Source organism: Nonomuraea basaltis (assembly GCF_005893125.1).
GTDB lineage: Bacteria > Actinomycetota > Actinomycetes > Streptosporangiales > Streptosporangiaceae > Nonomuraea > Nonomuraea basaltis.
This window is the reverse complement of the sequence record NZ_VCJS01000179.1, coordinates 1-25,765: the sequence shown is the minus strand read 5'-3', so window position 1 is coordinate 25,765 and position 25,765 is coordinate 1. Positions and strand designations below refer to the sequence as shown.

22 protein-coding genes are annotated in these 25,765 nt (G+C 70.6%); 10 read left to right on the top strand and 12 right to left on the bottom strand.

Going from position 1 to position 25,765, the window contains the following annotated elements; translation table 11 throughout:
- From EJK15_RS50480 to EJK15_RS50455, 6 genes are all read right to left on the bottom strand, one after another.
- A partial coding sequence (locus EJK15_RS50480) for a flavin monoamine oxidase family protein (RefSeq protein ID WP_138717604.1) occupies window positions 1-987 on the bottom strand: 987 nt, incomplete at its 3' end.
- Window positions 988-1,026: 39 nt separating this feature from the next.
- Window positions 1,027-1,869, bottom strand: a complete 843-nt coding sequence (locus EJK15_RS50475) for a M55 family metallopeptidase (protein WP_138717603.1) — start codon at window positions 1,867-1,869, stop codon at window positions 1,027-1,029.
- Window positions 1,870-1,915: 46 nt separating this feature from the next.
- Complete coding sequence (locus EJK15_RS50470; RefSeq protein ID WP_138717602.1) at window positions 1,916-3,121, bottom strand: DUF6395 domain-containing protein; 1,206 nt, start codon at window positions 3,119-3,121, stop codon at window positions 1,916-1,918.
- A complete protein-coding gene (locus EJK15_RS50465) occupies window positions 3,112-3,525 on the bottom strand; it encodes a hypothetical protein (RefSeq protein WP_206061609.1) in 414 nt (137 codons plus the stop codon). The genes EJK15_RS50470 and EJK15_RS50465 overlap by 10 nt, the downstream gene beginning before the upstream one ends.
- Before the next feature lie 65 nt (window positions 3,526-3,590).
- On the bottom strand, window positions 3,591-4,364 hold the full coding sequence (locus EJK15_RS50460; RefSeq protein ID WP_138717601.1) for an enoyl-CoA hydratase/isomerase family protein: 774 nt from the start codon (window positions 4,362-4,364) through the stop codon (window positions 3,591-3,593).
- Window positions 4,365-4,385: 21 nt separating this feature from the next.
- On the bottom strand, window positions 4,386-5,039 hold the full coding sequence (locus tag EJK15_RS50455) for a hypothetical protein (RefSeq protein ID WP_138717600.1): 654 nt from the start codon (window positions 5,037-5,039) through the stop codon (window positions 4,386-4,388).
- A 94-nt stretch (window positions 5,040-5,133) separates the two neighbouring features.
- Here EJK15_RS50455 and EJK15_RS50450 point away from each other — a divergent pair, with 94 nt between their 5' ends.
- On the top strand, window positions 5,134-5,418 hold the full coding sequence (locus EJK15_RS50450) for a HesB/IscA family protein (RefSeq protein ID WP_138717599.1): 285 nt from the start codon (window positions 5,134-5,136) through the stop codon (window positions 5,416-5,418).
- An 8-nt stretch (window positions 5,419-5,426) separates the two neighbouring features.
- Here EJK15_RS50450 and EJK15_RS50445 read toward each other — a convergent pair whose 3' ends face one another.
- Window positions 5,427-6,116: a CBS domain-containing protein gene (locus EJK15_RS50445; RefSeq protein ID WP_138717598.1), complete on the bottom strand. Its 690-nt coding sequence runs from the start codon at window positions 6,114-6,116 to the stop codon at window positions 5,427-5,429.
- A gap of 85 nt (window positions 6,117-6,201) precedes the next feature.
- Between EJK15_RS50445 and EJK15_RS50440 the strand changes: the two genes are divergently transcribed.
- Window positions 6,202-8,220, top strand: coding sequence for a CehA/McbA family metallohydrolase (locus EJK15_RS50440; RefSeq protein ID WP_138717597.1), 2,019 nt, complete (start codon window positions 6,202-6,204; stop codon window positions 8,218-8,220).
- 180 nt (window positions 8,221-8,400) lie between these two features.
- The gene (locus tag EJK15_RS50435) at window positions 8,401-9,051 is read left to right on the top strand and encodes a TetR/AcrR family transcriptional regulator (RefSeq protein ID WP_138717596.1); all 651 of its coding nucleotides are present in this window, start codon (window positions 8,401-8,403) and stop codon (window positions 9,049-9,051) included.
- A gap of 10 nt (window positions 9,052-9,061) precedes the next feature.
- Here EJK15_RS50435 and EJK15_RS50430 read toward each other — a convergent pair whose 3' ends face one another.
- Window positions 9,062-9,949, bottom strand: coding sequence for a 2-hydroxy-3-oxopropionate reductase (locus EJK15_RS50430; protein ID WP_420847153.1), 888 nt, complete (start codon window positions 9,947-9,949; stop codon window positions 9,062-9,064).
- A complete protein-coding gene (locus EJK15_RS50425; protein WP_138717594.1) occupies window positions 9,940-10,773 on the bottom strand; it encodes a hydroxypyruvate isomerase family protein in 834 nt (277 codons plus the stop codon). The genes EJK15_RS50430 and EJK15_RS50425 overlap by 10 nt, the downstream gene beginning before the upstream one ends.
- A 164-nt stretch (window positions 10,774-10,937) precedes the next feature.
- Between EJK15_RS50425 and EJK15_RS50420 the strand changes: the two genes are divergently transcribed.
- The 3 genes from EJK15_RS50420 to EJK15_RS50410 all read left to right on the top strand — a co-directional run bounded on the left by EJK15_RS50420 (window position 10,938) and on the right by EJK15_RS50410 (window position 14,878).
- The gene (locus tag EJK15_RS50420; protein WP_138717593.1) at window positions 10,938-11,687 is read left to right on the top strand and encodes a hypothetical protein; all 750 of its coding nucleotides are present in this window, start codon (window positions 10,938-10,940) and stop codon (window positions 11,685-11,687) included.
- Window positions 11,680-12,822 (top strand): helix-turn-helix domain-containing protein, encoded by a 1,143-nt coding sequence (locus EJK15_RS50415; protein ID WP_138717592.1) that lies wholly within the window; start codon window positions 11,680-11,682, stop codon window positions 12,820-12,822. The genes EJK15_RS50420 and EJK15_RS50415 overlap by 8 nt, the downstream gene beginning before the upstream one ends.
- A 142-nt stretch (window positions 12,823-12,964) precedes the next feature.
- Window positions 12,965-14,878, top strand: a complete 1,914-nt coding sequence (locus EJK15_RS50410) for an N-acetylmuramoyl-L-alanine amidase (protein ID WP_138717591.1) — start codon at window positions 12,965-12,967, stop codon at window positions 14,876-14,878.
- On the opposite strand, the gene EJK15_RS50405 is transcribed toward EJK15_RS50410, so the two are convergent.
- Window positions 14,841-15,737: a MurR/RpiR family transcriptional regulator gene (locus EJK15_RS50405; protein ID WP_138717590.1), complete on the bottom strand. Its 897-nt coding sequence runs from the start codon at window positions 15,735-15,737 to the stop codon at window positions 14,841-14,843. The two genes, EJK15_RS50410 and EJK15_RS50405, sit on opposite strands and share 38 nt — an antisense overlap.
- A gap of 53 nt (window positions 15,738-15,790) precedes the next feature.
- Window positions 15,791-18,373: an alpha-glucan family phosphorylase gene (gene glgP / locus EJK15_RS50400; protein ID WP_138717589.1), complete on the bottom strand. Its 2,583-nt coding sequence runs from the start codon at window positions 18,371-18,373 to the stop codon at window positions 15,791-15,793.
- A gap of 242 nt (window positions 18,374-18,615) precedes the next feature.
- Between glgP and EJK15_RS50395 the strand changes: the two genes are divergently transcribed.
- The 3 genes from EJK15_RS50395 (at window position 18,616) to EJK15_RS50385 (ending at window position 23,810) form a co-directional block, all read left to right on the top strand.
- Window positions 18,616-20,706 carry an alpha-1,4-glucan--maltose-1-phosphate maltosyltransferase gene (locus EJK15_RS50395; RefSeq protein ID WP_171075001.1) on the top strand — a complete coding sequence of 697 codons (2,091 nt, stop codon included), beginning with the start codon at window positions 18,616-18,618 and terminating at the stop codon, window positions 20,704-20,706.
- A 71-nt stretch (window positions 20,707-20,777) separates the two neighbouring features.
- Window positions 20,778-22,481: a maltose alpha-D-glucosyltransferase gene (gene treS / locus EJK15_RS50390; RefSeq protein ID WP_138717587.1), complete on the top strand. Its 1,704-nt coding sequence runs from the start codon at window positions 20,778-20,780 to the stop codon at window positions 22,479-22,481.
- A 3-nt stretch (window positions 22,482-22,484) separates the two neighbouring features.
- Window positions 22,485-23,810, top strand: a complete 1,326-nt coding sequence (locus EJK15_RS50385) for a maltokinase N-terminal cap-like domain-containing protein (RefSeq protein ID WP_138717586.1) — start codon at window positions 22,485-22,487, stop codon at window positions 23,808-23,810.
- Here the strand turns inward: EJK15_RS50385 and EJK15_RS50380 are convergent.
- On the bottom strand, window positions 23,807-24,673 hold the full coding sequence (locus tag EJK15_RS50380; protein WP_138717585.1) for an NAD(P)-dependent oxidoreductase: 867 nt from the start codon (window positions 24,671-24,673) through the stop codon (window positions 23,807-23,809). The genes EJK15_RS50385 and EJK15_RS50380 overlap by 4 nt on opposite strands.
- A 98-nt stretch (window positions 24,674-24,771) precedes the next feature.
- Here EJK15_RS50380 and EJK15_RS50375 point away from each other — a divergent pair.
- The coding region (locus EJK15_RS50375) for an AfsR/SARP family transcriptional regulator (RefSeq protein WP_138717584.1) at window positions 24,772-25,765 on the top strand (994 nt) is incomplete at its 3' end.

Below are 25,765 nucleotides of genomic sequence, written 5' to 3'. Positions count from 1 at the left end.
GGGCGGGAGGGTGGCGATGCAGTAGTCGGCCTTCATGCCGCCGCCGTCCCAGACGACCTCGACGCCGTCGTCCAGGGTGGTGATCTTGGTGACCTTGGCACCGGTCGTGATGCGGTCCTGGCCGACGGCCTCGGCGAGCTTGGTGACGATCGCGTCCATGCCGCCGACGGGCTGGAACATGGGGGTGGCCATGTCGTGGCCGAAGTCGTTGGTGATCGCCCGGCCGGTGCCGGCGGCGAGGACCTGGCGGAGGGTTCCCGGGGGATCGATGGGGGTGCCGGTGTCGAGAGCCGGGAATTTCACGAAACCGCGGCGGTCGGAGCCGTCATATTCGAGCTTGGGGCCGAGGTCGCCGAACCTTCTGAGGAACTCGAGCAGACGGTCCTGGTCGCCCTCGGTGATGACCTTGTCGAGCGCGCCGACATTCGTGGCTTTGGCCAGCAGTTCCGCGACATATCCGTACATGTCGGCGCGGGCCGTGCGGGCCCGTACCGTCTGGCCGTTGGTGTGCACGTACGCGGAGGCGTTGCTGTTCACGAACGTCTCGATGGGGATGCCCAGCTCGCGGCAGTAGTCCAGGGTCACCATCCAGGGGGCGATCCGGCCGGGGCCCGCGTTGAAGTACACCCCTTCGCCGAACTTCGCCTCTTGGGCAGGGCCGTTCAGCTCGGGGAGCCGGTCGCCGCCGCGTACCGTCAGGTTCCGGCCGCCCGCCTTCTCCCTGGCCTCGAGGAGGGTGCAGTCGTAGCCGGCCTTGCCCAGCTCGTAGGCGGCGGTCAGGCCGGCGACGCCCGCGCCGAGGATGACCACCTTGGCGGCGCCCTTCCCACGCAGGGTGAAGTCGCCCGGCCTGGGGGCCGCGAACTGCTTGTCCTGCCCGGACGGCGCCAGGCCCAGGGCGCCCATGGCGGCGTACATGGCACCCGCGCCACCCACCGCCCCGATCCCGACGAGCAGCCCCCGCCGAGTCAGCGCCGCGCCTTCCATGTCACCCGCTCCCACGCACTCGTCGTCTCTCCCGCGCCCTCAGCCGTAGGGTCCGCTGCCGCAGGCGACCTGGCCGCCGATCGTGGCGAAGATGCCGAACAGCGCCATGATCTGGGTGAAGTCGTCGGTGGTGAACTCGATGTGACGCGGGCCGGCGGACTTCACGCCGGGCACGAGCGCCACGGCGGCGGCGATGGCGGTGGAGTTCCACTCGACCCCGAGCGTGTACGGCGCCGCCAGCCGATAGGGCGTGAAGTCGGTCAACCGGCCGAGCGCCCCGGCCGTGGCCTCACGGATGCGAGCCTGGGCAACGCTGGGCGGCAGCAGTTCGGCCGAGAACTTGTCGATCCCCTTCTTCACCGCGACCGTCACGACATCGCCGAGCAGCTCGCGCGCCTCTTCCCCGACGGCCTCGTCGCCGGTGACCAGCACCACCGGAACGCCGTGGAACCCGGCGCACGCCGCGACCAGCCGGGTCTCGCCGCACAGCTCGCCGTTGAGGTAGACGTTCTGGATCTCCTTGCCCATCCAGGTGTGGTTGAGCACGCCGTCCGGCACGCCCGCGCGAGCGTGGTAGCCGACGAAACAGGCGGCCTGGAACGACCCGTCGAGCCCCTGGGCCATCCGCTGCGCCTTGCCCGGTCCACGGATGAGGGTGGCCCGCGGGTCCAGCAGGTCGATCCGGAGGTTCTTGGTGGAGCCGTGGGCGTCGTTGACCAGCACGCTGGTCGCACCGGCCGCGAACGCCCCTTCGACGGCGGCGTTGGCGTCGGCGGTCATCAGCTCGCAACCGCGCTCGTAGCCGCGCTTGCCGGCGTGCATCTCCTCGGGGTCGGTCAGCCCCGTCACGCCCTCCATGTCCACCGACAGGTAAACCTTCACGCACCCAACTCCTCAACTAGCCCGAATCGCCATCCAACCCGCGCGGTCAGGAGCCCCATGTTTCGACCCGCCGTACCTCGTCCTCGGTCATGAGTCCGACCTGGGTCTTCATGAACGCGGCCGCCTCGTCGCGCCACTGAGCGGGGATCTCGTCGATGGCCCGCGGGTAGCAGTGGTCGAGCCAGCTCGTGGACTCCTCTGTGGCGTCGAAGTGGTCGAGGGCCTTGGCGAAGAGCGTGTGCTCGATGCCGGGGATGCGCGCGAGTCCGTACTCGATCATCTCCTGGCCGCCGTAGGGCGGCTTCTTGAGCCACTTGCGGGCGACGGGGCGGTCGGCGGTGATGGAGGTGTTGAGCGGTCGGCGCTCGACGGCGGCCCGGATGAGCTCCTTGTACAGGCACTTGCCGCACGTGCCGCAGGGGCCGTCGGTGCCGCGCAGGCACCAGCGCACGTGGTCCCTCAGGCCCGAGTTCAGGGCCAGGCGCATGGTGACCGCCTCGCTCACTCCCCCGACGGGCAGCACGATGTGTACGCCGGCCGCGGCGAACAGCCTTCCCCACCTGCCGTGTGGGGCCCACATGGGGTTGTCGGGCGTGTAGCGATGCAGGTAGCGACCGCCGCCCAGCCAGCGTGAGCCGAGTTCGTAGCCGAAGGCCAGCCCGCCGAGGCTCAGCTGGTCGGCGAGGAGCAGCGCGCCCGCCGCCACCGCGTGGTGTTCGGGGTAGCCGGGTCGGGGCTCGGCGAGGGTGAACTCGAGATCGGACGTGACGGTGGCCACCTCCCGCCCGGTCGTCGCGGCGAGCTTGGCCAGCACGTCGGACCGGTAGTGCGGCCACCGGTTGGGGACGCGCCGATGCGGCACCCGCCGGAAGTGGACGAAGGGTGCGTCGGGGTAGATCGTGGCGGCGGCCACGGAGTCCGCGCCGCCGCTGTACGAGATCGCGAGCGTGGGACCGGCCGGCCGCGGCTGGGCTCCCACCGGTCCGGCCTCTATGCCCCAGCCGTCGTGGAGTGCGGCGGCGACCTCGGGCGAGACGGATCGGTCGAACCTGATCCGCCTCCGGGTCCAGGGTGCGACGATCGTCCAGGCGGCTACGGCGAAGAGGTCGGGGTGTGCGTCGTCAGGGACGCCGCCGATGGAGCAGGAGTTGGTGGCTAACTTGACGGGGTGCTCGTCGGCGGCCCTGCCGATGATCTCGTCCTCTGGGTCGAGGCGGAAGCTCAGGTGCCCGCCGCTCCACGTCACACGCACGGTCGCTGCTCCTTCGGCTGTCCGGCACCCCCGGCACCGCCGTCGGTCACCCCGCCCTCAGCCAGGCCCGGCTGTGCGGTGGGGGCGGGGTGGCGGGTTCTCAGGTCGTCGATGGCCTGCCAGACCAGGACCTCGTTCTGGAGCACCGCGTCCAGCGCCTTCGCCGTCTCCTGGGCGAGCCGGTGCGTGTCGTCGACCTTCGCCGCGTCGACCGGCGCCGGCGGGCGGGCGCTCCTGAGCCGCTCCACCTCGGCCTGGAGGGTGGCCATCTCCCGCCGCAGAGTCTGGACCTCCCAGAGCGCGTCCCTGATGTCCTGACGGTGGTCGGCGATGGAGATGTAGCGGGAGTCGAACCACGTGCGCACGGCCTTCCGGAGCCGGGCGGGGACGAGGACGCGCATCATGAGACGTCACCATACTGGCAAACCAGCAGCCGAATGGACGGCCTGCCGGAACGGGTACGGCAAGCCTAGCGGCCGGTGAACTTGGCCTTGGCCCTCTCGGCGAACGCCCGCATGCCGATCTTGGCGTCGTCCGTGGCGAACAGGCCGGCGAACTGCAGGCGCTCGACCTCCAGCCCCGTGTCGAGGTCCACCTCCAGCCCCTGGTCGACGGCCTGCTTGGCGGCGCGCAGCGCGACCGACGGACCGCCCACGAACGTGGCGGCCCATTCGAGCGCGGCCGTGTAGACCTGCTCGTCCGGCACCACCCGGTCCACCAAGCCCATGGCGAGCGCCTCCGCGGCGGGCACGTGGCGGCCGGTGAAGATCAGGTCCTTGGCGCGGGCCGGGCCGATCAGGCGGGGCAGGCGCTGGGTGCCGCCCGCGCCCGGGATGATGCCCAGCAGGATCTCCGGCTGGCCCAGCTTGGCCGACTCCCCGGCGACCCTGAAGTCGGCGCAGAGGGCGAGCTCGCAGCCGCCGCCCAGTGCGTAGCCCGAGATGGCGGCGATGACCGGCTTGCCGATCTGGGCGACCGCCGTGAAGCACGCCTGGAGCGTGCGGGAATGCGGCGCCATGTCCGCGTAGGACATGTCGGCCATTTCTTTGATGTCGGCGCCCGCGGCGAAGACCTTCTCGCCGCCGTAGACGATGACCGCCTGCACCTGCGGATCCGCGTCCACGATGTTGGCCGCCTCGGCGATCTCCAGCTGGACCTGACCGTTGAGTGCGTTCATCTTCGGACGGTCCAGACGGATCGTGGCGATCTGGTCGGCCACCTCGACGCTCACAAATTCACCCATGGTCCGAACCTAACAGCCGGGCTATCGCGCGGCGGACTTCACCTCGTCGACGGTCTTCTTGTTGCGCGACACGCGTACGAGGGCCGCCGACAGGCGGGCCAGCTCGTCGTTGGAGTGGGCCAGCTCGGCCAGCGGACCGGCCTGGCGCGGCAGCCCCAGCTTGCCCGCGCCGTCCAGCACCCGCTTGTCCAGGTGCGGCGCGACCTGCGGCCACACGGCCTGAACCTCGCGCAGGAAGATGTCCGCGCCCGTCGGCCCGATGCCGGGGAACTCCATCAGCAGGGACGCGATCCGGCGGTCGTCGCCCTTCGCCTCGTCGCGCAGCTTGCGCAGATCGCCCTTCCAGCGGTCGATGAGCAGCTCCGCGCCGTCGCCGAGCATGGTGGCGGTGCGTTCGTCGTAGCGGCGGTAGTGGCCGCGGCCCAGCGCGTCCACCCGGTCCTGCCAGGTCGCGTCCCGCATTCCTTTGGGACTGCCGTACCCGGCCTTGAACAGCTCTTTGGCGGCCGCCACCGCGATGTCGGCCGAGATCCGCGCGCTGAGCAGGGTGGCCAGGACGAGCAGCTGGTACAGCGGCTTCGGCTGGTCGGACAGCTTGATGCCGGCCTCGACGGCGAACGTACGGCCGTAGCGGTCGAGCAGGACGTCGAAGACGGTTTTGTCGGTCTCACCCATGCCGCTCCGCTACCCGGCGGGGGCTCTCGCATGCCCGCGTTTGGGCACCCGGCTGCGGGGGAGGCGGAGGTTCTCGATGGTGAAGGAGCTCGTTGTGCTGACACTGACTGACAACGCCGTTGAAGCGATCCGCGACCTCATGGTCGGCGAGGACGTGCCGTCCGACGCCGGTCTGCGCATCTCCGCGAAGGCCGACGACGCCGGTACGCTCGAACTGACCCTGGCCAGCACGCCGCACGCCGGCGACCAGGTGATCGAGAAGGAGGACGTGCGGGTCTTCGTCGCCGAGGACACCGCGCCGATCCTCGACGACAAGGCGCTCGACGCCCAGCCGGGCGCCCCGGGGCAGCCGACGTTCCGCCTGGACCGGCGTGCCTAGACCAAGCCTTAGCCCAGGTCGGACTCGCTGGCCTGGGCGCGCACGTCGCCGAGGCCGAACAGGCCGACCAGCGTGCCGTCCGCGTGAGTGACGACGACGTGGTCGACCTTGGCCCGGTCCATACGCTGGATCAGCGGTTCGAGCTGCTCGCTCGGCCGTACCGTGGTGATCCCGACGCGCATGACCTGCTCGGCGGTCCCGCTCATGTCGGCGCCCTTGAGCTCGCGCGACCCGACGACGCCCTGGACGACGTCGTCCTCGTCGACCACCACCGCGAGCCCGGCGGGGTCGGCCACGATGCGCTCGGTGAGGTCGTCCAGCGGGTCGTCAAGGGTGGCGGTCACGGGGTCGCGGCGCACGTTCTGCGACACCAGATGGGCCTCCCCCTCGAACGGCAGGTCGGCCGCGAGCCAGTCCATCTTGCCCGCCCCGTAGTCGTGCACCTCGCCGAACCCGAGGCGTTCGAGCCGGTGGGCGGCGCGCGGGCTCAGGTCGCAGAGCCAGTCGTGGCAGTAGACGATGACCGGCCGCGTCCGGTCCAGGGCCGAGGCGCGGTCGTCGAGGGCGCCGAGCGGCAGGTTCATCGCCCTGGGCAGGTGCGCCCACGCGTACTCCTCCTCCGGCAGCACCTCGACCAGCTGGGCCTGCCGGGCGGCGACCAGGTCCTGTACGGCTACGCGATCGATGATGTGCGTCATGAGGATCCCGTACCCCCAGATACCGGTCGCATGGGCTCATTCCTCGTGTCACGATGGCGGCGCGGTCCTATTCAGGGAGTGTCCGATGTGTGACGATCCGCTGCTTCCCGATCCCGTCGCCCGCGCGCTGGCCGACTACCGCTCCCTGCGCGACGCCCACGGGCCCTGCTGGGGCGAGCCGCCCCTGACGTACGTCGTCCAGGCCTGGGCCACGGTCTTCCTCGACCCCCGCTACGACTTCTGGACGACCGGGCTGCGCCAGCTCGCCGAGCGCCACCCCGGTCTGCCGGCCGCCGAGCTGGAGGACCACCTCGGCGAGGTGGACGTGGACCGGGTGGTGCGCGACGCGCTCGGCGGCGACGTACCGGACAACCTGCCCGCGCTGCGCCTCACCCCCGAGGGGTTCGCGCTGGAGGCCGACACGCGGGTCGTGCTGGACGACGGCCCCCTCCGTACGGCGTTGCTGCTGGACTCCAGCAGGGACGAGCCGGTCACGGTGGTCGTGGACGGCACGGCGTACGAGGTGCCGCCGCGCGGCGCCAAGGTGGTCGAGGTGGCGCGGGAGGTCAGCGTCGAGGGCCGGGCGGTCGATCTGTCCCCGCTGGCCAGGCAGGCGGCGGCGGCCGCGGTCCGGGTGCGGGCCGGGTTCCCGTGCCGGTGGAGCGTGACGGGCGCGAACGGGCAGGGCTGGTACCCCGAGGGCGTGCCGCACAAGGTGGACGCCCACCGCAAGTCGTACTTCCACGGCGACGAACTCGTCGTGACCGTTCCCGCCGAGCCGATCACGGTGACCGTGACCAGAGGGATGGAGTACACCTCCTCCGAGGTCGTCGTGACCCCTGAGGCGGGCGGGGAGACGCTGGTCGAGGTGACCCCCGAGCGGCTCTACGACGCGGCCGCCCGCGGCTGGTACGGCGGCGACCTGCACGTACACCTCAACTGGATGGGCGAGGAGCCCGCCGCGCCCGCGCTGGCCGCGGCCGCGCAGCACGGCGAGGACCTGCACGTGCTCAACCTCGTGGCGGGCAACGTCGCGAGCGAGCGGGTGTACGACATGGAGGCGCTGGCGCACTGGTCGGGCAAGGACCTGCCGTGGTCGGACGACAGGCACCTGGCCAGGGTCGGCGTCGAGTACCGGAACGACCTCATCGGTCACCTGACCGCGTTCGGCCTGCGCGATCTGCCCAGGCGGTACCACACGGGCTTCCTCGGCACGGTGGACTGGCCGCCCAACGCGGCCGCCCTCGAGGAGCTGCGGGCGCTGGGCGCGGTGACCGGTTACGGGCATCCGTTCCACACGCCGTTCACCGACGACGACCCGCCCGATGTGGTGCTCGGCCGCCGGCGCAACTGCTCTGCCAGGGAGATCGCCGCCGATGCCGCGCTCGGCCTGATCGACACCCTGGACGTGCTCAACCACTCCTCGATCGCCGCCACCGCCGCCGTCTACCGGCGCCTGATCGGCGCGGGCAACCGGCTCTCCGTGACCGCCGGCACCGACGCGGTGCTCTCCTTCTGCCGCCGCGGCACGGCCTCCAGCCCCCCGGGGTGGGAGCGGGTGTACGCGAACGTCGCCGGTCCGCTCACCGCCGAGTCCTACACGGAGGCGATCCTGCTCGGGCGCACGTTCGCCACCACCGGGCCGTGGCTGGAGATCGGCGTGAACGGGCACGGGCCCGGCGACACGCTGGAGCTGGCGCCCGGGCAGCGGGTGGAGATCGTGGCCGCCTCGATCGGGCCGGAGGTCGAGTCGCTGGAGATCCGCACCGCGGAGGGCGTGCTGGCGCAGGGGCCCCGGGGGCGGCTGGTGGCGTCGATGGTGGTGCGCGAGCCGACGTACGTGGTGGCCGTGGCCTCGGGCGGACCGCATCCGCGCACCTTCCACCGGCGCGGCGCGTACGCGCACACGAGCCCGGTGTACCTGGACGTCGCCGGTGAGCACGTGGCCAGGGAGTCGGACGTGCGGTGGTGCCTGGCGTGGCTGGACCGGCTGGAGGAGGTGCTGCGCGAGTTCGGCACGTTCGAGACCGAGGAGCAGCTCGGGGATCACCTGGAGCTGTACGAGCGGGCCAGGGCCGTCTACCGGAAGCGGCTGGCCGATTGAACGCGAGGCCGCCGGCAATTTCGGGTGCGTGCCCGCGGCGTCGATGCCGCGGCCACGCTGCGCGGATCGGACGAGGCGGCCGCGGCCTTGACCCGGGAGCCTCACAAGCGGAGAAGATCTCTTGTGTATCTGGCGATACGCTGACGTAACAAGCGACGTCAAGCGAGAGGCAGCTGACCTATGAGCGCGACGAGCCATCTCAGGGCGGACGCCCGGCGCAATCGAGAGTTGATCATCGACACGGCCAGGATCGTCCTCGCCGAGCAGGGGCCGGGCGCCACCATGGACGAGGTGGCACGGCTCGCCGGGGTGGGAGCGGGCACGCTCTACCGGCACTTTCCCGACCTCGACAACCTGATCCAGGCCGTGCTGGCGGACGCCCTGGAGCGGATGATCTCCCTGGCGGAGTCGGCGCGGAAGGAGGAGACCTGGGCGTTCGACGCGCTCAGCCGGTTCGTGCACGGCTGCGCCGAGCACCGGCTGGACCCGCTCTTCTCGGTCGCCGACGCCAAGGCCGAGGGCACGGCGGCCACGCCCGAGATCGACGACGGGCCCTTCCGGCTGCTGGACGCCCTCCAGCAGATGGTGGACGCCGCCCACCACGAGGGGGCGCTGCGTGAGGACGTGGGCGCCGGGGACGTCATGGGCGTCGTCGGGCTGCTGGTCAGGGGGCTTCCCACGCTGCCCGCGGACCTGGGCGGCGACCTGCGGGAGCGGGCGGTGCACCTGGTGCTCGCCGGCATGCGCGCCCACCCGGCGCCGTCCCCGCCCCGCACGGCGATGACCGCCGAGGAGCTACGCCACCGCCTCTCCGACCAACGACCCGGCTAGAGCCAGGGCCTTACGAGGAGCCGCCTGAGAGGCGCTCGACGCCGCGTAGCAGCGCGGAGTGGTCGAGCGCGCCGTCGCCGTTCGCGTTCGCCGCGGCCACGAGCTGGGCCACCAGCGCCCCCAGGGGCAGCGCGACGCCGGCCTCGCGGGCCGCGGATGTCACGATGCCCATGTCCTTGTGGTGCAGGGCGATGCGGAAGCCGGGCTCGAAGGAGTGGCCGAGCATGTTCGCGCGCTTCTGCGCCAGCACGGCGGAGCCGGCCAGGCCGCCGCCGAGCACGTCCAGCGCCGCTTCCAGGTCCACGCCGTACGCCCGCAGGAACACCACGGCCTCGGCCAGCGCCTCGATGTTGGCGGCCACGACGAGCTGGTTGGCCGCCTTGACCGTCTGGCCCGCGCCGCTCGGCCCGACGTGGACGACGGTCTTGCCGACCACGTCGAAGATCGGCCTGGCGGCCTCGAAGGCGTCGCTCTCCCCGCCCACCATGATGGAGAGGGCGGCGTTGCGCGCGCCGGCCTCGCCGCCCGATACGGGGGCGTCGAGGTGGCGCATGCCGCGCCTGCCCGCCTCCTCGGCCAGCTCGCGGGTGACGTCCGGGCGGATCGAGGAGAAGTCGATGATCAGCGTGCCGGGGCCGGCGTGGGCGAACACGCCGTCGGCGCCGGTCAGCACGTCCTGGACGTCGGTCGAGTCCGGGACCATGAGGGCGACGACCTCGGCGCCGGCCACGGCGTCGGCGATCGACATGGCCACCCGGCCGCCGGCCTCGGCGAGGGCCTTGGCCTTCTCGGGCGAGCGGTTGTAGCCGGTCACGCTGTGCCCGGCCCTGACCAGGTGCACGGCCATGGGGCTGCCCATGATGCCGAGGCCGATGAAGGCGATGGTGGTCACGTCGATCCTTCCGCGCGCTGCTCTCGTGGTAGCCAGTCGAAGGCGCCGGGGCCCTCGGAGCGGTATTCGAGCCCGACATATCCGTCATATCCGGCGGCGTACGCCTGGTCGATCCACTGCCGGATCGGCAGCCCGCCCGTCCCGGGCGCGCCCCTGCCGGGCGCGTCGGCGATCTGCACGTGGGCGATGCGATCGGCGTGCCGCTCGATGACGGCCGGTACGTCGTCGCCGTTGATCGCCAGGTGGTAGAAGTCGGCGAGCAGCCCCAGGCCGGGCACGTCGCCGAGCCGGTCGAGCACGGCCACGGCGTCGGCGGCGGTCAGCAGCGGGTAACGCGGCGCGCCGCTGACCGGCTCCAGCAGCACGGTGCCCTCGACGCCCCGTGCGCAGGCCGCCAGCATCTCGAGAGCCAGCTCGTCCTGCTGCTTCGCCTCGACGCCGTCGACGCGGTTGCCGTACAGGGCGTTGAACGCCCGGCAGCCGAGCCGCTCGCCGATGGCGGCCACCACCGGGATGTTGTCCAGCAGCTCCTTCGAGCGCCCCGGCCACGAGATCAGGCCGCGATCGCCGCCGGGCATGTCGCCGGCGAAGAAGTTGAGCCCGGTCAGCCGGACCCCCGCATCCTCGACGGCGCGCACGAACGCGTCCACATCGGGGTTGCCGGGAACCGCGACCGGCCACGGCCACCAGAACTCCACCGCCGCGAACCCGTCGGCCCCCGCGGCGGCCGGGCGCTCCAGCAGGGGCAGATCCGTGTAGAGGATCGAGCAGTTGACGGTCCATCTGGTCACGTGCGGGCTCCCTCCGACGCCCAAATGTCCGACAAGCATCTTAGCGAGCCCGTTGCGGCGGGTGACGGGGACATGTCGCCGTGCGCCCGCGACACGCCATCCGGAGAAGCGGCTTCGTAAAGCGGGGACGACACTATGATGTTGGAAAATAAAGCCGATCCGGTGTGCGGTTGCTGCTGGGCAAAGCGTTTTCGGAGGTGCGCATGCTGGTGTCGCGGTGGTCCCAGGAGACGTTCGGGCAGCGTGCGCCGGTGATCAGACAGGGGATCGCCGAGGCGCTGTCGGTGGCGCTGGACAACGCGCGTGACGCGCAGACGGCGGCGCAGACCGACCACACGCACCCGTTCGGGTTCACGCTCATGTCGCGCAAGTTCGAGGCGCTGGCCGAGGCGTTCGAGGACATGGGAGACGTGCGGATCGTCAAGCCGGCCGGCTCGCCGCACGAGCTCGTGGTGCTGGACGGCAAGCTGCTGTTCCCGTTCCGCTACGCCAGGGACCGCTCGATCAGCGTGATGAGCGCCCGCATCGGCGAGGGCCGGCCGTCGGCGCTGGTGCAGGCGCTGTTCAACAGGTTCGGGCCCGAGCCGGCGATGCGGCAGCTCGCGCTGCACGACGTGGCGCCGCACGCGGTGCCGGTGGCCGAGGCGCTGGGCGACCTGCCCGGCGACACCAGCCTGATCCTGATCGCGTACGCGTGCAACGCGCACGCCGGGCTGCTGGACGCCTGGTGGGGCGAGGCCGAGCTGCTGGATCGCACCGGGAGCCTGCGCTGGCACCACTGCGAGGAGATCCCGCTGGCCACGGAGGTCGGCGACGCGCAGACCTCGCTGCCGGCGGCCGCGTTCGACCAGGGCGCCATGCCCGCGCCGTCGCTCAACCCGCGCACCGGGGCGCAGCGGCTCACCACCCCTGAGGCCACACCGATCAGGGCAGAAGCCGCGAGCGGTGAATAGCTTCCGATCAGCCCCGCCGACCCCGCAAGCCGTCGCCGACGCCTTCGACGCCACCCGCCTCACCCAGGCCCGCCACCTGGCCGCGCTGACGAAGAAGGAGGTGGCCGAGCACCTCGGCGTCTCCCCCGCCGCGGTCGGCCAATACGAGTCGGGCGTCACCCGGCCGCGCCCCGATCTGATCCCGCTGCTGGCCGAGGTGCTGGCGGTGCCGATGGCGTTCTTCCTGCCAGGACGCCCGCACGGCAAGCTCGACGGCTCCATGGCGCACTTCCGCAGCCTGCGCTCCACCCGCGCCTACCAGCGGGCCAAGGCCGTCGCCTTCGTCGAGCAGGTGTGGGAGCTGACCTACGCCCTGGAGAGGCGGATCCAGCTCCCCGCCGTGGACCTGCCCGGCTTCGCCGGCGGCGAGATGCACTCAGCGCTGCCCCGCGACCCGGCCGGCGCCGCCCGGGCGCTGCGCGCCCACTGGGAGCTGGGCACCGGACCCATCAGCCACCTCGTACGCCGCATGGAGGCGCACGGCATCGTCGTGGCCTTCCCGCGGCACGACCCCGACGCGGTCACCGTCGACGCCTTCTCCACCTCCAGCCTGCCCCGGCCCATCGTCGTGCTGACCCCCAACAGATTCGACGACATCTACCGCCACCGCTTCACCGCCGCGCACGAGCTGGGTCACCTCGTCCTGCACGGCGACACCGCCGCCGGCGACACCCACCAGGAGCGCGAGGCCGACGCCTTCGCCGCCGAGTTCCTGACGCCGCGCGACAGCATCCTGCCCCACCTGCCGCTCCGCGCCGACCTGCGCAAGCTCGCCGAGCTGCGGCTGACGTGGGGGGTGTCGGTGGACTCGCTGCTCTACCGGTGCCGCGAGACCGGGCTGATCTCCGACTCCGCCGCGAGCCGCGCCTACCAGCGCCTGGCCGCGCTGCGCGACCAGCCGGGCTTCACCAACGAGCCGGTCTCCGGCTACCCCGGCGAGCAGCCGGTCCTGCTGGCCCACGCCTTCGACCTGGCCACCCGGGAGACCGGCCTGACCACCGCCACCCTGGCCAGGGAGCTGGCCTGGCCCATCGGCCGGGTACGCGAGCTCATCGGCCTGCCCGACCAGCGGCCTTCACTGAAGCTCGTCCTCTAGGCCGATTCGAGGCAGCGGGCACATGGCGCGGGCGGCCGACGGGAGCGTTATGGAGTGAAAAATTCCTTCGCAAAGATCTCGCCTGCGAAGGAAAATGTTGAGACGCTGAACTGCACTACGCCCCCAGCCCGAGGAGTGGTTCATGCGCAGACTACTGGCGATCTGCGTCGTCGCCCTGTTGCCTTTAACGAATGTGTCCGCCGCCCAGGCCCAAGAGCCCGCCGACCGGCAGCAGGCGTTCGCCGCGGCCGCCAAGGAGTTCCAGGTGCCCGAGAGCGTGCTGCTCGGAGTCTCCTACCTGGAGTCGCGGTGGGACGCGCACGCCGGCCAGCCCTCCAGCGACGCCGGGTTCGGGCCCATGCACCTGACCGACGCGGCCGCCTTCACCGGATCCAACCACCACAGCGACGGCGAGGAAGACGCCCGCGGCGACGACGGCCGGCCTCTCCCCGCGCCGAGCCCCCAGCCGGCGCCCACCGACATTCCGGCCTCGCTCCGCACCATGGAGCGGGCCGCCGAGCTCACCGGCGAGAGCCACGAGCGGCTGCGTACGGACGACGCCGCCAACATCCGGGGCGGCGCGGCGCTGCTGGCCGACTATCAGAAGGCGCTCGGTGCCCCGCTGAGCGACGACCCCGGCGAGTGGTACGGCGCCGTCGCCAGGTATTCAGGCGCCGAGGAGGCCGGAGCCGCCAGGTTCTTCGCCGACGAGGTGTTCGCCACGATCAAGGACGGCGCCGAGCGGACGACCGGCGACGGCGAGCGGGTCCGGCTGCCCGCCGTGCCGGACCTCCAGAAGATCGTGAAGTGGCTGGAGAAGCTCGGCCTGCGCCCGTCGCGCCCCGACGGCGTGGAGTGCCCGGCCTCGATCTCGTGCGAGTGGATCCCGGCGGCGTACCAGGAGCTGCCTCCTGACGACTACGGGCACTACGACCTGGCGAACCGGCCGTTCAGCCAGAAGGTCGACTACATCATCATTCACGACATGGAGGGATATTTCCTCCCGTCCATCCGACTCAACCAGGACCCGAAGTACGGCGCGAGCTGGCACTACTCCCTTCGCTCGTCCGACGGCCACATCGCCCAGCACATCAAGACCAAGGACGTCGGCTGGCAGGCCGGTAACTGGTACATCAACGCCAAGTCCATCGGCCTCGAGCACGAAGGCTTCCTGGCCGAGGGCGGCACCTGGTACACCGAGGCGATGTACCGCTCGTCCGCCCGCCTCGTCCGCTACCTGGCGCTCAAGCACGCCGTGCCGCTGGACCGCGCCCACATCCTGGGCCACGACAACGTCCCTGGCACGCTGCCGACGACCGTCAGGAACATGCACGAGGACCCGGGGCCGTTCTGGGACTGGGCGCACTACTTCCAGCTGATGGGCGCGCCGCTGCACCAGTTCGGCGGGCCGCGGGCCGGCTCTGTCATGATCAAGCCGGACTTCGCCACGAACAAGCCGTACTTCTACGGGTGCGACCGCAAGAACCCGTCGGCCGCCTGCCCGCCGCTCCCGGCCGGCACCGTCTGGCTGCGCACGGAGCCGCGCGCGGACGCGCCGCTGGTCAAGGACATCGGCAAGCACCCCACGGGCGAGTCCCTCTACAGCGTGTACGACCACAGCGCCCGCGCCAGCACCGGCCAGCGCTTCGCGGTGGCGGACCGCCAGGGCGACTGGACGGCCATCTGGTACCTCGGCCAGAAGGCCTGGTTCCACAACGCGGCCGCCGCGCCGACCGCCGTCCCGTCCATGGGCCTGGTCGTGACCCCCAAGCCGGGCAAGGCGACGGTCCCCGTGTACGGCAGGGCGTACCCGGAGCAGGAGGCGTACCCGGCGGGCATCCCCTACCAGGCCGTGACCCCGCTGCAGTACACCTTCTCGGCCGGCGAGAAGTACACGCTGGCGGGCCCGGCGGCCACCGAGTACTACCGGGCGGTCACCTTCAACCTGGAGGACCACAAGGTCGTCCGGGGCAAGACCAAATATCTGGAGATCCAGTTCGGCCACCGCGTGATGTTCGTCAAGGCTGACGACGTGCAGGTGACGTTCTCCGGGTGAACTCCTTGACGGCGCGCCTGGTGCTCGCGAGCGCCTCCTGAGAGGAGTCGAACGTGCGCTGGGCGACGCCGACGAACACGCAGTCGACGACGAGGAGCTGGCTGATCCGGCTGGCCAGGGCGCCGGGACGGAACTCCGTCTCGCGCCCGGCGGAGATCAGCACGTGTTCGGCCAGCTCCGCGATGGACGAGCGCGGGTTGTTGGTGATCGCGACCGTGGTCGCGCCCGCCTCCTTCGCCCGCGACAGCGGCTCGATCACGTCCGGGGTCTCCCCCGACGTGCTGATCCCGATCGCCACGTCGCCGGGTTTGAGCAGCACCGCGCTGGTCAGAGCCAGGTGCGCGTCCTGGAAGGCGTGGCTGGACAGGCCGATGCGCAGCAGCTTCTGCGCGACGTCCTCGGCCACCAGCCCGGAGGCGCCGACCCCGTACGCGTCGATCCGCCGGGCCCCGACGATGGCGTCCACGACCAGGCCGAGCCGCTCCGAGCGCAGCTGGGCCACCGTGTCGTTGATCGCCTCGGACTCGGCCCGCGCCACCTTCTGGATCACCTCCGACAGCGGGTCGTCGGGGGCCAGGTCGCCGGGCACGAGCCGGTCCGGCTGCGCGGCCGCCGCCGCCAGCGCCAGGCGCAGCTGCGGATAGCCGGCGAACCCGAGCAGCCGGGCGGTCCGCACGATCGTGGCCTCGCTGGTGCCCGAGGCGGCGGAGAGCTCCGTGATGGTGCTCCTCGCCACCGTCGCTGGGTCCTCCAGGATGAGCCGGGCGACGGTCTGGGCGGCGGGCGTCAGGGACGGCAGCACACCTCGGACCGTGGCCACCAGAGTGTCGGCCCGCAGGCCGTTGCCGCTGTCGTCCACGTCCTGATTATGCCGTCCGTTTAGCGCAATGTGACGTTCTGCGATGCGCCGTTCTAACGCAGGGTGCCGTTCGTCATCCCCGCGGGTTCCTCGGGTACGGCGATGAGCCCCAATTCCGCGGTGGTCGCGACGAGCGGGTGATGCGGGACGACACGCACGGTGTAGCCGAAAGCGCCCGTGCGATCGAGCGGCACCACACCCGTGAAATGGGCGCGCCCGTCGTCGTCCGCCGGCCCGGAGGTCAGCTTCGCGTACGCGGGATGCACCAGCTCGTCGTGCGGCCCGACCTTCCCGTACGCGGCCTCGACCAGCACGTCGCCGGGCTCCAGGTCGCCGAGCGCGATCGTGGCGTGCAGCTCGATGGCGGCCCCCACCTCAGGCGCGTCCCCCACGCCGGACGCCTCGACGTGCTCCACCCGGACCCCGGGCCACGCCCTGGCGACCCGGACCCGCCAGGCGGCGAACGCCTTCGCGCCCGCGTACGAGTCGGCCGACAGCGCGCGGGCGGCCTTCGCGGCCGGGGTGTACAGATCCACGACGTAGTCCCTGAGCATCCGCCCGGCCAGCACCTTCGGGCCGAGCGAGGCCAGGGTGTGCTTGACCATCTCCATCCACCGGCGCGGCAGCCCGTCGGCGGGACGGTCGTAGAACCGGTCGGAGACCTCGTGCTCGATCAGGTCGTACAGGGCGTTGGCCTCCAGCTCGTCGCGCCGGTCGGGGTCGCTCACCCCGTCGGCGGTGGGGATGGCCCAGCCGTTGGTGCCGTCGTACCACTCGTCCCACCAGCCGTCGCGGATCGACAGGTTGAGCCCGCCGTTCAGCGCGGACTTCATCCCGGACGTGCCGGACGCCTCCAGCGGGCGCAGCGGGTTGTTCAGCCAGACGTCGCAACCCTGGGTCATGAGCTGACCGAGCGCCATGTCGTAGTCGGGCAGGAACACGATGCGGTGCCGCACGTTCTGCTGGTCGGCGAACTTGACGATCTGCTGGATCAGCTTCTTGCCGCCCTCGTCGGCGGGATGCGCCTTGCCGGCGATCACGATCTGGACGGGCTTGTCGGGGTCGAGCAGCAGCGCGGTCAGCCGCTCGGGGTCGCGGAGCATGAGCGTGAGCCGCTTGTACGACGGCACGCGGCGGGCGAAGCCGATCGTCAGCACCTCGGGGTCGAGCGCGTCGTCGATCCACCCCAGCTCGGCGTCGGAGGCGCCGCGCTCGCGCCACGACCTGCGCAGGCGTACCCGTGCGCCCTCGACCAGGCGGCGCCGCAGCGTACCCCTGATCTTCCAGATGTCGGCGTCGGAGATCTTCTGGATGCCCTCCCAGCCGCGGGCCCGCTCCAGCAGCGAGGGCAGCTCGCGGCCGGCCAGCTCCATGAGCTCGCGCCCGACCCAGGTCGGCGCGTGGACGCCGTTCGTGATCGAGCCGATCGGCACCTGGTCCAGGTCAAATCCCGGCCAGAGATTCTTGAACATCTCCCGGCTGACCTGGCCGTGCAGCACGGAGACGCCGTTGACCCGCTGGGCCAGGCGCATGCCCATGACGGCCATGTTGAACCGGCCGGGGTCGGCCTCCGCGCCCAGAGCGAGGATCCGCTCGACGGGCACGGTCGGCCAGGCCGCCGTCCCGCCGAAGTGACGTTCGATCATGTCCCTCGGGAACCGGTCGATCCCCGCGGGAACGGGCGTGTGCGTGGTGAACACCGTGCCCGCCCGCACGACCTCCAGCGCCTCGTCGAAGGAGAGGCGGGCCTCGGTGAGCTCGCGGATGCGCTCCAGGCCGAGGAAGCCGGCGTGGCCCTCGTTGGTGTGGAACACCTCGGGCTCGGCGTGCCCGGTGATGCGGCAGTACGACCTGATCGCGCGCACGCCGCCGACGCCCAGCAGCAGCTCCTGCATGAGCCGGTGGTCGGTGCCGCCGCCGTAGAGGCGGTCGGTGATGTCGCGGGCGGCCGTGTCGTTGTCGGCCACGTCCGAGTCGAGCAGCAGCAGGGGCACCCGGCCCACCTGCGCCACCCACACCTGTGCGTGCAGCACCCGCTCGCCGGGCAGGGCGAGGCGGATCTTGACCGGCTCACCGCCGGCGTCCTTCAGCAGGCTCAGCGGCAGGCCGCCCGCGTCGAGCGAGGGGTAGTGCTCCAGCTGCCAGCCCTCGGGCGACAGCGACTGCGTGAAGTAGCCGTGCCGGTAGAGCAGGCCGACCGCGAGGATCGGCACGCCCAGGTCGCTGGCCGCCTTGAGGTGGTCCCCGGCCAGGATGCCGAGGCCGCCCGAGTACTGCGGCAGCGCGGCGGCGATGCCGAACTCCGGCGAGAAGTACGCGATGGCGCGCGCGCCGTCCGGCAGCGTCTGGTACCAGCGCGGAGAGGTCATGTATTCGCGCAGGTCGTCCGCTGCGTCGGCGAGGCGGCGCAGGAAACGGCGGTCGGCGGCCAGCTCGGTCAGCCTGGCCGGTGTGACGGCGCCGAGCAGGGCCACGGGGTCGTGCCCGACCTGCTCCCAGAGGTCCGCGTCGACCTCGGCGAAGAGGTCCATCGTCTCCGGGTGCCATGACCAGCGGAGATTGTGCACGAGCTCGCCGAGGGCGGCCAGCTCCGCGGGCAGGACGGTGCGGATGGTAAACCGGCGGATAGCTCTCACGATGTGCACCCTACGGGCTAGGAGGGACCAGTCACTCCTTCACCCCCATGAAGCCCGTTCAAACCCCTTCCGGGAACAAGCATGAAGAGGGACCATTGGGGCAACTTTCCCTATTGTTGGGCTCTCCCGGGACACACTCGGGAGGTCTATCCGTTGCTGTCCACAAATAACGTGCAAGGATCGATCCTGCACGGAAAGAACTCCGGCGGTGCCGAGCGCACCGCCGCAAACCCTTGAATGCGATGATCGGACGAATTCCCATCACGGACATCTCCCCCGTCGTCGACTGCGGGCAGTGGCCCGCGAAGGCGGTCGCCGGCGAGACCTTCCAGGTCTCGGCGACCGTGTTCAGAGAAGGCCACGACGCCGTGGCCGCGGGCGTGGTGCTGACCTCGCCCGATGGACAGCGTGATCGTTTGAAACCCATGCGCGAGCTCGCCCCGGGGACCGACCGCTGGGGCGTGGACGTCTGCCTGCCGGCCGAGGGCGACTGGCTGTTCCGTGTGGAGGCGTGGAGCGATCCGATCAGCACGTGGCTGCACGACGCGGAGATCAAGATCCCGCGCGGCATGGACGTCGATCTGATGTGCGCGGAGGGTGCCCGGCTGTTCGAGCGGGCGGCCAAGGTCGTACGGGTGCCGGACTGCCCCAACGGCTCCGCCAAGAACGGCTCCACGAAGGCCAGGAACGGGCAGCGGCGGCAGAGCGGGAACGGTGAGAGCACCTGCGGGCACCGGGCGGCCCTGCTGTCGATCTCCGCCACGCTGCGTGACGAGGACCTCGACCCCAGGGCCAGGCTGTCGATCGCGCAGTTGCCGGAGACGGCGGCGCTGCTGGAGGCGCATCCGTTCCGTGAGCTGGTGACCAGGTCCAAGTCCTACAAGCTCAGGGTCGACCGGCGCAGGGCGCTCTACGGCTCGTGGTACGAGTTCTTTCCCCGGTCGGAGGGGGCGATCGTCAGCAAGCAGGGCGTCTCCAAGTCCGGAACCTTCCAGACCGCCGCCAAGAGGCTCCCCGCCATCGCCAAGATGGGCTTCGACGTCGTCTACCTGCCGCCCGTCCACCCCATCGGCACGACGTTCCGCAAGGGGCGCAACAACACGCTGAGCCCGGAGCCCGACGAGCCCGGGTCGCCGTGGGCGATCGGGTCGGAGGACGGCGGCCACGACGCCTTGCACCCCGACCTGGGCACGATCGCCGACTTCGACGAGTTCGTGGCGCGCACGCGTGAGCTGGGCATGGAGCTCGCCCTCGACTTCGCGCTGCAGTGCTCCCCCGACCACCCGTGGGTCAAGGAGCATCCCGAGTGGTTCACGGTCCGGGCCGACGGCTCGATCGCGTACGCCGAGAACCCGCCGAAGAAATACCAGGACATCTACCCGATCAACTTCGACAAGGACCCCGAGGGGATCTACGCCGAGGTCAAGCGGGTGCTGCGGCACTGGATGGACCACGGGGTGCGGATCTTCCGGGTGGACAACCCGCACACCAAGCCGGTCTCGTTCTGGGAGCGGATGCTGGCCGACATCCACACGACCGATCCCGATGTGATCTTCCTGTCGGAGGCGTTCACCCGGCCGGCGATGCTGCGCATGCTCGCCAAGGCCGGCTTCCACCAGTCGTACACGTACTACACCTGGAAGAACTCCAAGCACGACGTGGAGACCTATCTCGCGGAGCTCGCCCACGAGACCTCCGCCTACCTGCGGCCGAACCTGTTCGTGAACACGCCGGACATCCTGCACGAGTACCTCCAGCACGGTGGGATCCCGGCGTTCAAGATCAGGGCGGTGCTGGCCGCGCTCGCGTCGCCCACCTGGGGCGTTTATTCGGGATACGAGCTCGGGGAGAATGTCCCGGTACGCCCCGGTAGCGAAGAATACCTAGATAGCGAGAAATATCAGTACAAACCCCGCGATTGGATTACGGCCGAACGAGAAGGACGTAGTCTGGCCCCGTTCATCACCCACCTGAATTTGTTCCGAAGAGCGCATCCGGCGCTGCAGGAATTGCGTAATCTACATTTCCACAGGGTCGACCAACCGGACATCGTCTGCTTCTCGAAGCGGCTACCGGGCGCCTATGACACGGCCACACGAAGGCACGGGCTGGGCGACGTCGTTCTGGCGGTCATCAACCTGGATCCGCGCCAAACCCACGAGGCAACCGTTGATCTCGACCTCCCCGCACTCGGCCTCGACTGGAACGCCGAGTTCGTCGTCGACGACGAGCTGTCCGGCGAGTCATACCGCTGGAGGCAGAGCAACTATGTACGTCTCGACCCTCACATCCAGCCTGCCCACATTCTCACCGTGCGGGCCGCGCCACGGTAGAACTGAATTCAGCGGGGAGTCTTCAACGTGTGTGATAGCGCCTCCCTCATGAGCCCCTCGCGGGGTGGCTCATGAGCTCCACCACACCCATTCCCAACACCTTCGACGAGGAAAAGCCGCGCGATCCCTACTGGTACAAGCACGCCGTCTTCTACGAGGTGCTGATCAGAGGTTTCGCCGACTCCAACGGCGACGGGACCGGAGACATCCGAGGTCTCATCAGCAAGCTCGACTACCTGCAGTGGCTGGGCGTCGACTGCCTCTGGCTGCTGCCGCTGTTCGAGTCACCACTGCGGGACGGCGGCTACGACATCGCCGACTTCATGAAGATCCTCCCCGAGTTTGGGGATCTGGGTGACTTCGTGAAACTGGTCGACGAGGCGCACAAACGCGGCATGCGGGTCATCGCCGACCTGGTCATGAACCACACCAGCGACGCGCACCCGTGGTTCCAGGCCTCGCGGCACGATCCCGAGGGGCCGTTCGGCGACTTCTACGTGTGGTCGTCGACGGATGAGCAGTACCAGGACGCCCGGATCATCTTCATCGACACCGAGACGTCCAACTGGACCTACGACCCGGTGCGCGGCCAGTACTACTGGCACCGCTTCTTCCACCACCAGCCGGACCTCAACTACGAGAACCCGGACGTGCAGGACGCGATGCTGGAGGTGCTGCGGTTCTGGCTCGACCTGGGCATCGACGGGTTCCGGCTGGACGCGGTGCCGTACCTCTTCGAGGAGGAGGGCACCAACTGCGAGAACCTGCCGAGGACGCATGAATACCTCAAGCGGATCCGTACCGAGGTGGACCGGATCTACCCGGACCGGGTGCTGCTCGCCGAGGCCAACCAGTGGCCGTCGGACGTGGTGGAGTACTTCGGCGACCCGGTGGGCGGCGGGGACGAGTGCCACATGGCCTTCCATTTCCCGCTGATGCCCCGCATCTTCATGGCCGTACGCCGGGAGTCCCGCTACCCCATTTCCGAAATTATGGCCCAAACGCCTAAAATTCCGGAAAATTGCCAGTGGGGGATCTTCCTCCGTAACCACGACGAGCTGACGCTCGAGATGGTCACGGACGAGGAACGCGACTACATGTACACCGAGTACGCCAAGGACCCCCGCATGCGGGCCAACGTCGGCATCCGCCGCCGCCTGGCCCCCCTGCTGGAGAACGACCGCAACCAGATCGAGCTGTTCACCGCGCTGCTCCTGTCGCTGCCCGGCTCCCCCGTGCTCTACTACGGCGACGAGATCGGCATGGGCGACAACATCTGGCTCGGCGACCGCGACGGCGTGCGCACGCCCATGCAGTGGGACCCCGACCGCAACGCCGGCTTCTCCGACTGCGATCCCGGGCGGCTCTACCTGCCAGTGATCATGGACCCGATCTACGGCTACCAGGCCATCAACGTCGAGGCCCAGCAGAAGAACGCGGGCTCGCTGCTGCACTGGACCAAGCGCATGATCGAGATCCGCAAGCGGCACCCGGTGTTCGGGCTGGGCGAGTATGCCGAGCTCAACTCCTCCAACCCCAGCGTGCTCGCGTTCGTCAGGGAACTGGGCGACGACCGGATGCTCTGCGTGAACAACCTGTCACGCTTCCCGCAGCCGGTCGAGCTCGACCTGCGCAGGTTCGTCGGCGTCTCCCCCGTTGAAACCATGGGGGGCGTACCATTCCCGGCAATTGGCGAACTTCCGTATCTTTTGACGCTTCCCGGGCATGGGTTCTATTGGTTCACACTCCCGCCGGCCGTCATCCAGGAGGAGTAGGACGTGCTTGCTGAGCTCCTTGCCGCATGGATCGGCCGCCAGCGTTGGTTCGGCGGCAAGGGGCGCCCGATCGACGAGCTGTTGATCGACTCGGACGTCGAGCTGACGCCCGGGCTGAGACACCTGATCGTCGCCATCTGGCAGGAGGGCTCGCGTGACCGCTACCAGGTCCTGCTGGGCGAGCGCACAGAGCTGCCCGACCGGCTGACCCACGCCTTGATCGCCACGATCGACGACACCTACCTGTACGACGCCGTCCACGACCCCGACCGCACCGCCTGGCTCCTCGACGGCATGGCCCACGACGAGACCCGCAGCGGCCTGCGCATGCGCCACGTCCCCGGAGCCGAGATCGACACCTCCCAGCGCAGCCTGGTGCTCGGGGCCGAGCAGTCCAACACCTCCCTCGTGTACGGGGACGCCTACATCTGCAAGCTCTTCCGCCGCCTCATCCCCGGGATCAACCCGGAGCTGGAGATCATCACCGCCCTGGCCGCCAGGAACGCCCCGCACATCGCGCAGCCGTACGGGTGGATCGAGACCGACCTCGACGGCACGGACACCACCCTGGCGATCATGCAGGAGTTCCTGGCCACCGCGAACGACGGCTGGGACCTGGCGCTGACCAGCGTGCGCGACCTGTACGGCAGCATGTCCGAGGTCACGGCCGCCGAGGCGGGCGGCGACTTCGCGGCCGAGTCGGAGCGGCTGGGCGTCGCCACCGCCCGCGTGCACCACGAGCTGGCCGCCGCCTTCCCCACCGAGGTCGTCGAGATCCACGAGATCAAACGGATGGCCGAGTCCTTCAGGCGGCGGCTCGGCCGGGCCGTGGCGGAGGTGCCCGAGCTGCGCCGGCATGTGACGACCGTTGAGGAGGCCTACCACCAGGTGGAGGTGCTCACCGGCGAGGTGCCCGTGCAGCGGGTTCACGGCGACTACCACCTCGGCCAGGTGATGCGCACGCCGACCGACTGGGTGGTGCTGGACTTCGAGGGCGAGCCCGGGCAGCCGCTGGCCGAGCGCAGGGCGCTGTCGTCGCCGCTGCGGGACGTGGCGGGGATGCTGCGCTCGTTCGACTACGCGGCCCGGCACCTGCTGGCCGGGCATCCCGAGGCGGCCGAGCTGGAGCCCAGGGCCCAGGAGTGGGCCGACCGCAACCGGGCCGCCTTCCTCGACGGGTACGTCGAGGGCGGCGGCGTGATCAACCGGGGGGACGCGGCGTTGCTGCGGGCGTTCGAGCTGTCCAAGGCGGTGTACGAGGTGGTCTACGAGGCCAGGAACCGGCCCACCTGGCTGCCCATCCCCCTGGCCGCCTTCCGCCCGCGTTAGCGTCCCTCGTTGTAGAGCTCCTCGATCAGGCCCGAAAGTCCCTCGTGGCCGAGCCCCCGGGCTGTGCGCTGGTCGATGACGGTCTTCATGGGCAGCAGCAGGTCCGGCTTGACGCCCTGCTCGCGGAAGGCGCTGACGAGGTTCTCCAAGCCCACCCTGTTGATCTCCAGGTTGGACACCTCCGTGTGGTGGTCGCCCGCCTCTATCTTCTCCGCCCAGGCCGGCTGGAGCGCGGCCGTGGCGTTGAGCCATGGGATCAACAAAGTCTCGGTGAACTCCTTCAACGGGTATTTCGCCGACGTGACCAGGGCCGCGGCCTCCAGGAAGCCGGCCATCTGGCCGTACATGCCGGTGAGCATGGCCAGGTCGAGCAGCGGCGCCATGCCCGGGTCCTCCCCCACGTACCGGGGCTCGGCCAGGTCGGCGAGCGCCTGCTCGTGGCGGTCGAACGCGGGCCGGGAGCCGCTGTAGAGGATGAGCGCGCCCGGCTTGGCGATCATGTGCGGCACGGCCATGATGCCGCCGTCCACGTAGTCTGCTCCGCGCTCGGCCACCCAGGACGCCGCCTCCCGCGCCTCGGCCGGCCTTCCTGTGGTGAGGTTGGCGATGACGCGGCCGGCCAGGGAGGTGTCCTGGAGGACCTGGTACACGGACGGGTAGTCGAGCAGACAGGCGATCACCAGCGGGCTCGCCTCGACGGCCTCCGCCGGGGTGGCGGCGCGGGTCGCGCCCTTGGCGACCAAGGGGTCGGCCTTGGACGGCGTGCGGTTCCAGACGGTGACGCGGTGTCCGGCGGTCAGGAGGGCGTCGGCCAGCGCGGATCCCATGAGACCGAGGCCAAGAACGGAGATATTTTCCGACATTTCAGTGTTCCCTTTGGATGGGGTGATGCTGTTGGTGGATGTGTTCACCCTGCCGGTGCGCGGTTATGGTCTGGTTCGGAGTTGGTTATGGGGGACGGATGCGGTTCGGGGTGCTGGGGCCGCTCACGGTGTGGACGGCGGACGGGGAGCCGGTCCGGGTGCTCGAGGTCAAGGTGCGGGCCCTCCTCGCCGGGCTGCTCATCCACGCCGGCCGGCCCGTCTCCGCCGACCGGCTGATCGACGACCTCTGGGGCGGCCGCCCGCCCGCGAACGCGCCGGCCGCGCTGCGGGTGAAGGTGTCGCAGCTGCGCCGGGTGCTCGGGGACCGGGAGCTGGTGGCATACCGTTCGCCCGGCTATGTGCTGCGCGTGGATCCGGGATCGGTGGACGCCGGCCGGTTCGAGACGCTGATCGGGCGCGCGCAGCACGCCGACGACCTGCGGGTACGGGTCTCGCTGCTGCGGGAGGCGCTTGACCTGTGGCGCGGGGGCGCCTATGCCGAGTTCGCCGACGAGCCGTTCGCGCAGGCCGCCGTGGCCCGGCTGGACGAGCAGCGGCTGGTGGCGGTGGAGTCGCTGGCCGAGGCGCGACTGGGGCTGGGGGAGCACGCGCTGGTGGCGGCCGAACTGACCGATCTGGTGGCCCGGCATCCGCTCCGTGAGCGGTTGCGGGCCGTCCACGTACGGGCCTTGTACCTCGCGGGGCGGCAGAGCGAGGCGCTGGCGGCGTACGGGGACCTGCGGCGGCGACTGGCCGACGAACTCGGCCTCGACCCCGGGCCGGAACTGGCGGCCCTGCACCAGGCGATCCTGCAGCAGGACCCGGCCCTGGGCGCGCAGCCGCGGCCCTCTACGAACCTGCCCGCGCCCTTGACGAGCCTGGTGGGACGAGAGGTGGCAGTGGCCGAGGTCAGCGCACTTCTCCGGGCCAACCGGCTCGTCACCCTGACAGGCCCAGGAGGCGTCGGCAAGACCCGCCTGGCCCTGGCAGCCGCCGCATCCTTGGACCCGGGACGGCGGCCGGGCAGCGTGGACGGGCTCGGCGCAGGCGTGTGGCCGGGAAGCGGAGGCGGCACCGGGGGCGGGTTTGGCG

Excerpts from the sequence above, each read along its gene's own strand:
- EJK15_RS50465 (WP_206061609.1), bottom strand. The coding sequence starts at position 3,525 with ATGATGCGCGTCCTCGTCCCCGCCCGGCTCCGGAAGGCCGTGCGCACG.
- EJK15_RS50460 (WP_138717601.1), bottom strand. The coding sequence starts at position 4,364 with ATGGGTGAATTTGTGAGCGTCGAGGTGGCCGACCAGATCGCCACGATC.
- EJK15_RS50455 (WP_138717600.1), bottom strand. The coding sequence starts at position 5,039 with ATGGGTGAGACCGACAAAACCGTCTTCGACGTCCTGCTCGACCGCTAC.
- EJK15_RS50445 (WP_138717598.1), bottom strand. The coding sequence starts at position 6,116 with ATGACGCACATCATCGATCGCGTAGCCGTACAGGACCTGGTCGCCGCC.
- EJK15_RS50440 (WP_138717597.1), top strand. The coding sequence starts at position 6,202 with ATGTGTGACGATCCGCTGCTTCCCGATCCCGTCGCCCGCGCGCTGGCC.
- EJK15_RS50435 (WP_138717596.1), top strand. The coding sequence starts at position 8,401 with ATGAGCGCGACGAGCCATCTCAGGGCGGACGCCCGGCGCAATCGAGAG.
- EJK15_RS50425 (WP_138717594.1), bottom strand. The coding sequence starts at position 10,773 with ATGCTTGTCGGACATTTGGGCGTCGGAGGGAGCCCGCACGTGACCAGA.
- EJK15_RS50420 (WP_138717593.1), top strand. The coding sequence starts at position 10,938 with ATGCTGGTGTCGCGGTGGTCCCAGGAGACGTTCGGGCAGCGTGCGCCG.
- EJK15_RS50410 (WP_138717591.1), top strand. The coding sequence starts at position 12,965 with ATGCGCAGACTACTGGCGATCTGCGTCGTCGCCCTGTTGCCTTTAACG.
- EJK15_RS50395 (WP_171075001.1), top strand. The coding sequence starts at position 18,616 with ATGATCGGACGAATTCCCATCACGGACATCTCCCCCGTCGTCGACTGC.
- treS (WP_138717587.1), top strand. The coding sequence starts at position 20,778 with ATGAGCTCCACCACACCCATTCCCAACACCTTCGACGAGGAAAAGCCG.
- EJK15_RS50380 (WP_138717585.1), bottom strand. The coding sequence starts at position 24,673 with ATGTCGGAAAATATCTCCGTTCTTGGCCTCGGTCTCATGGGATCCGCG.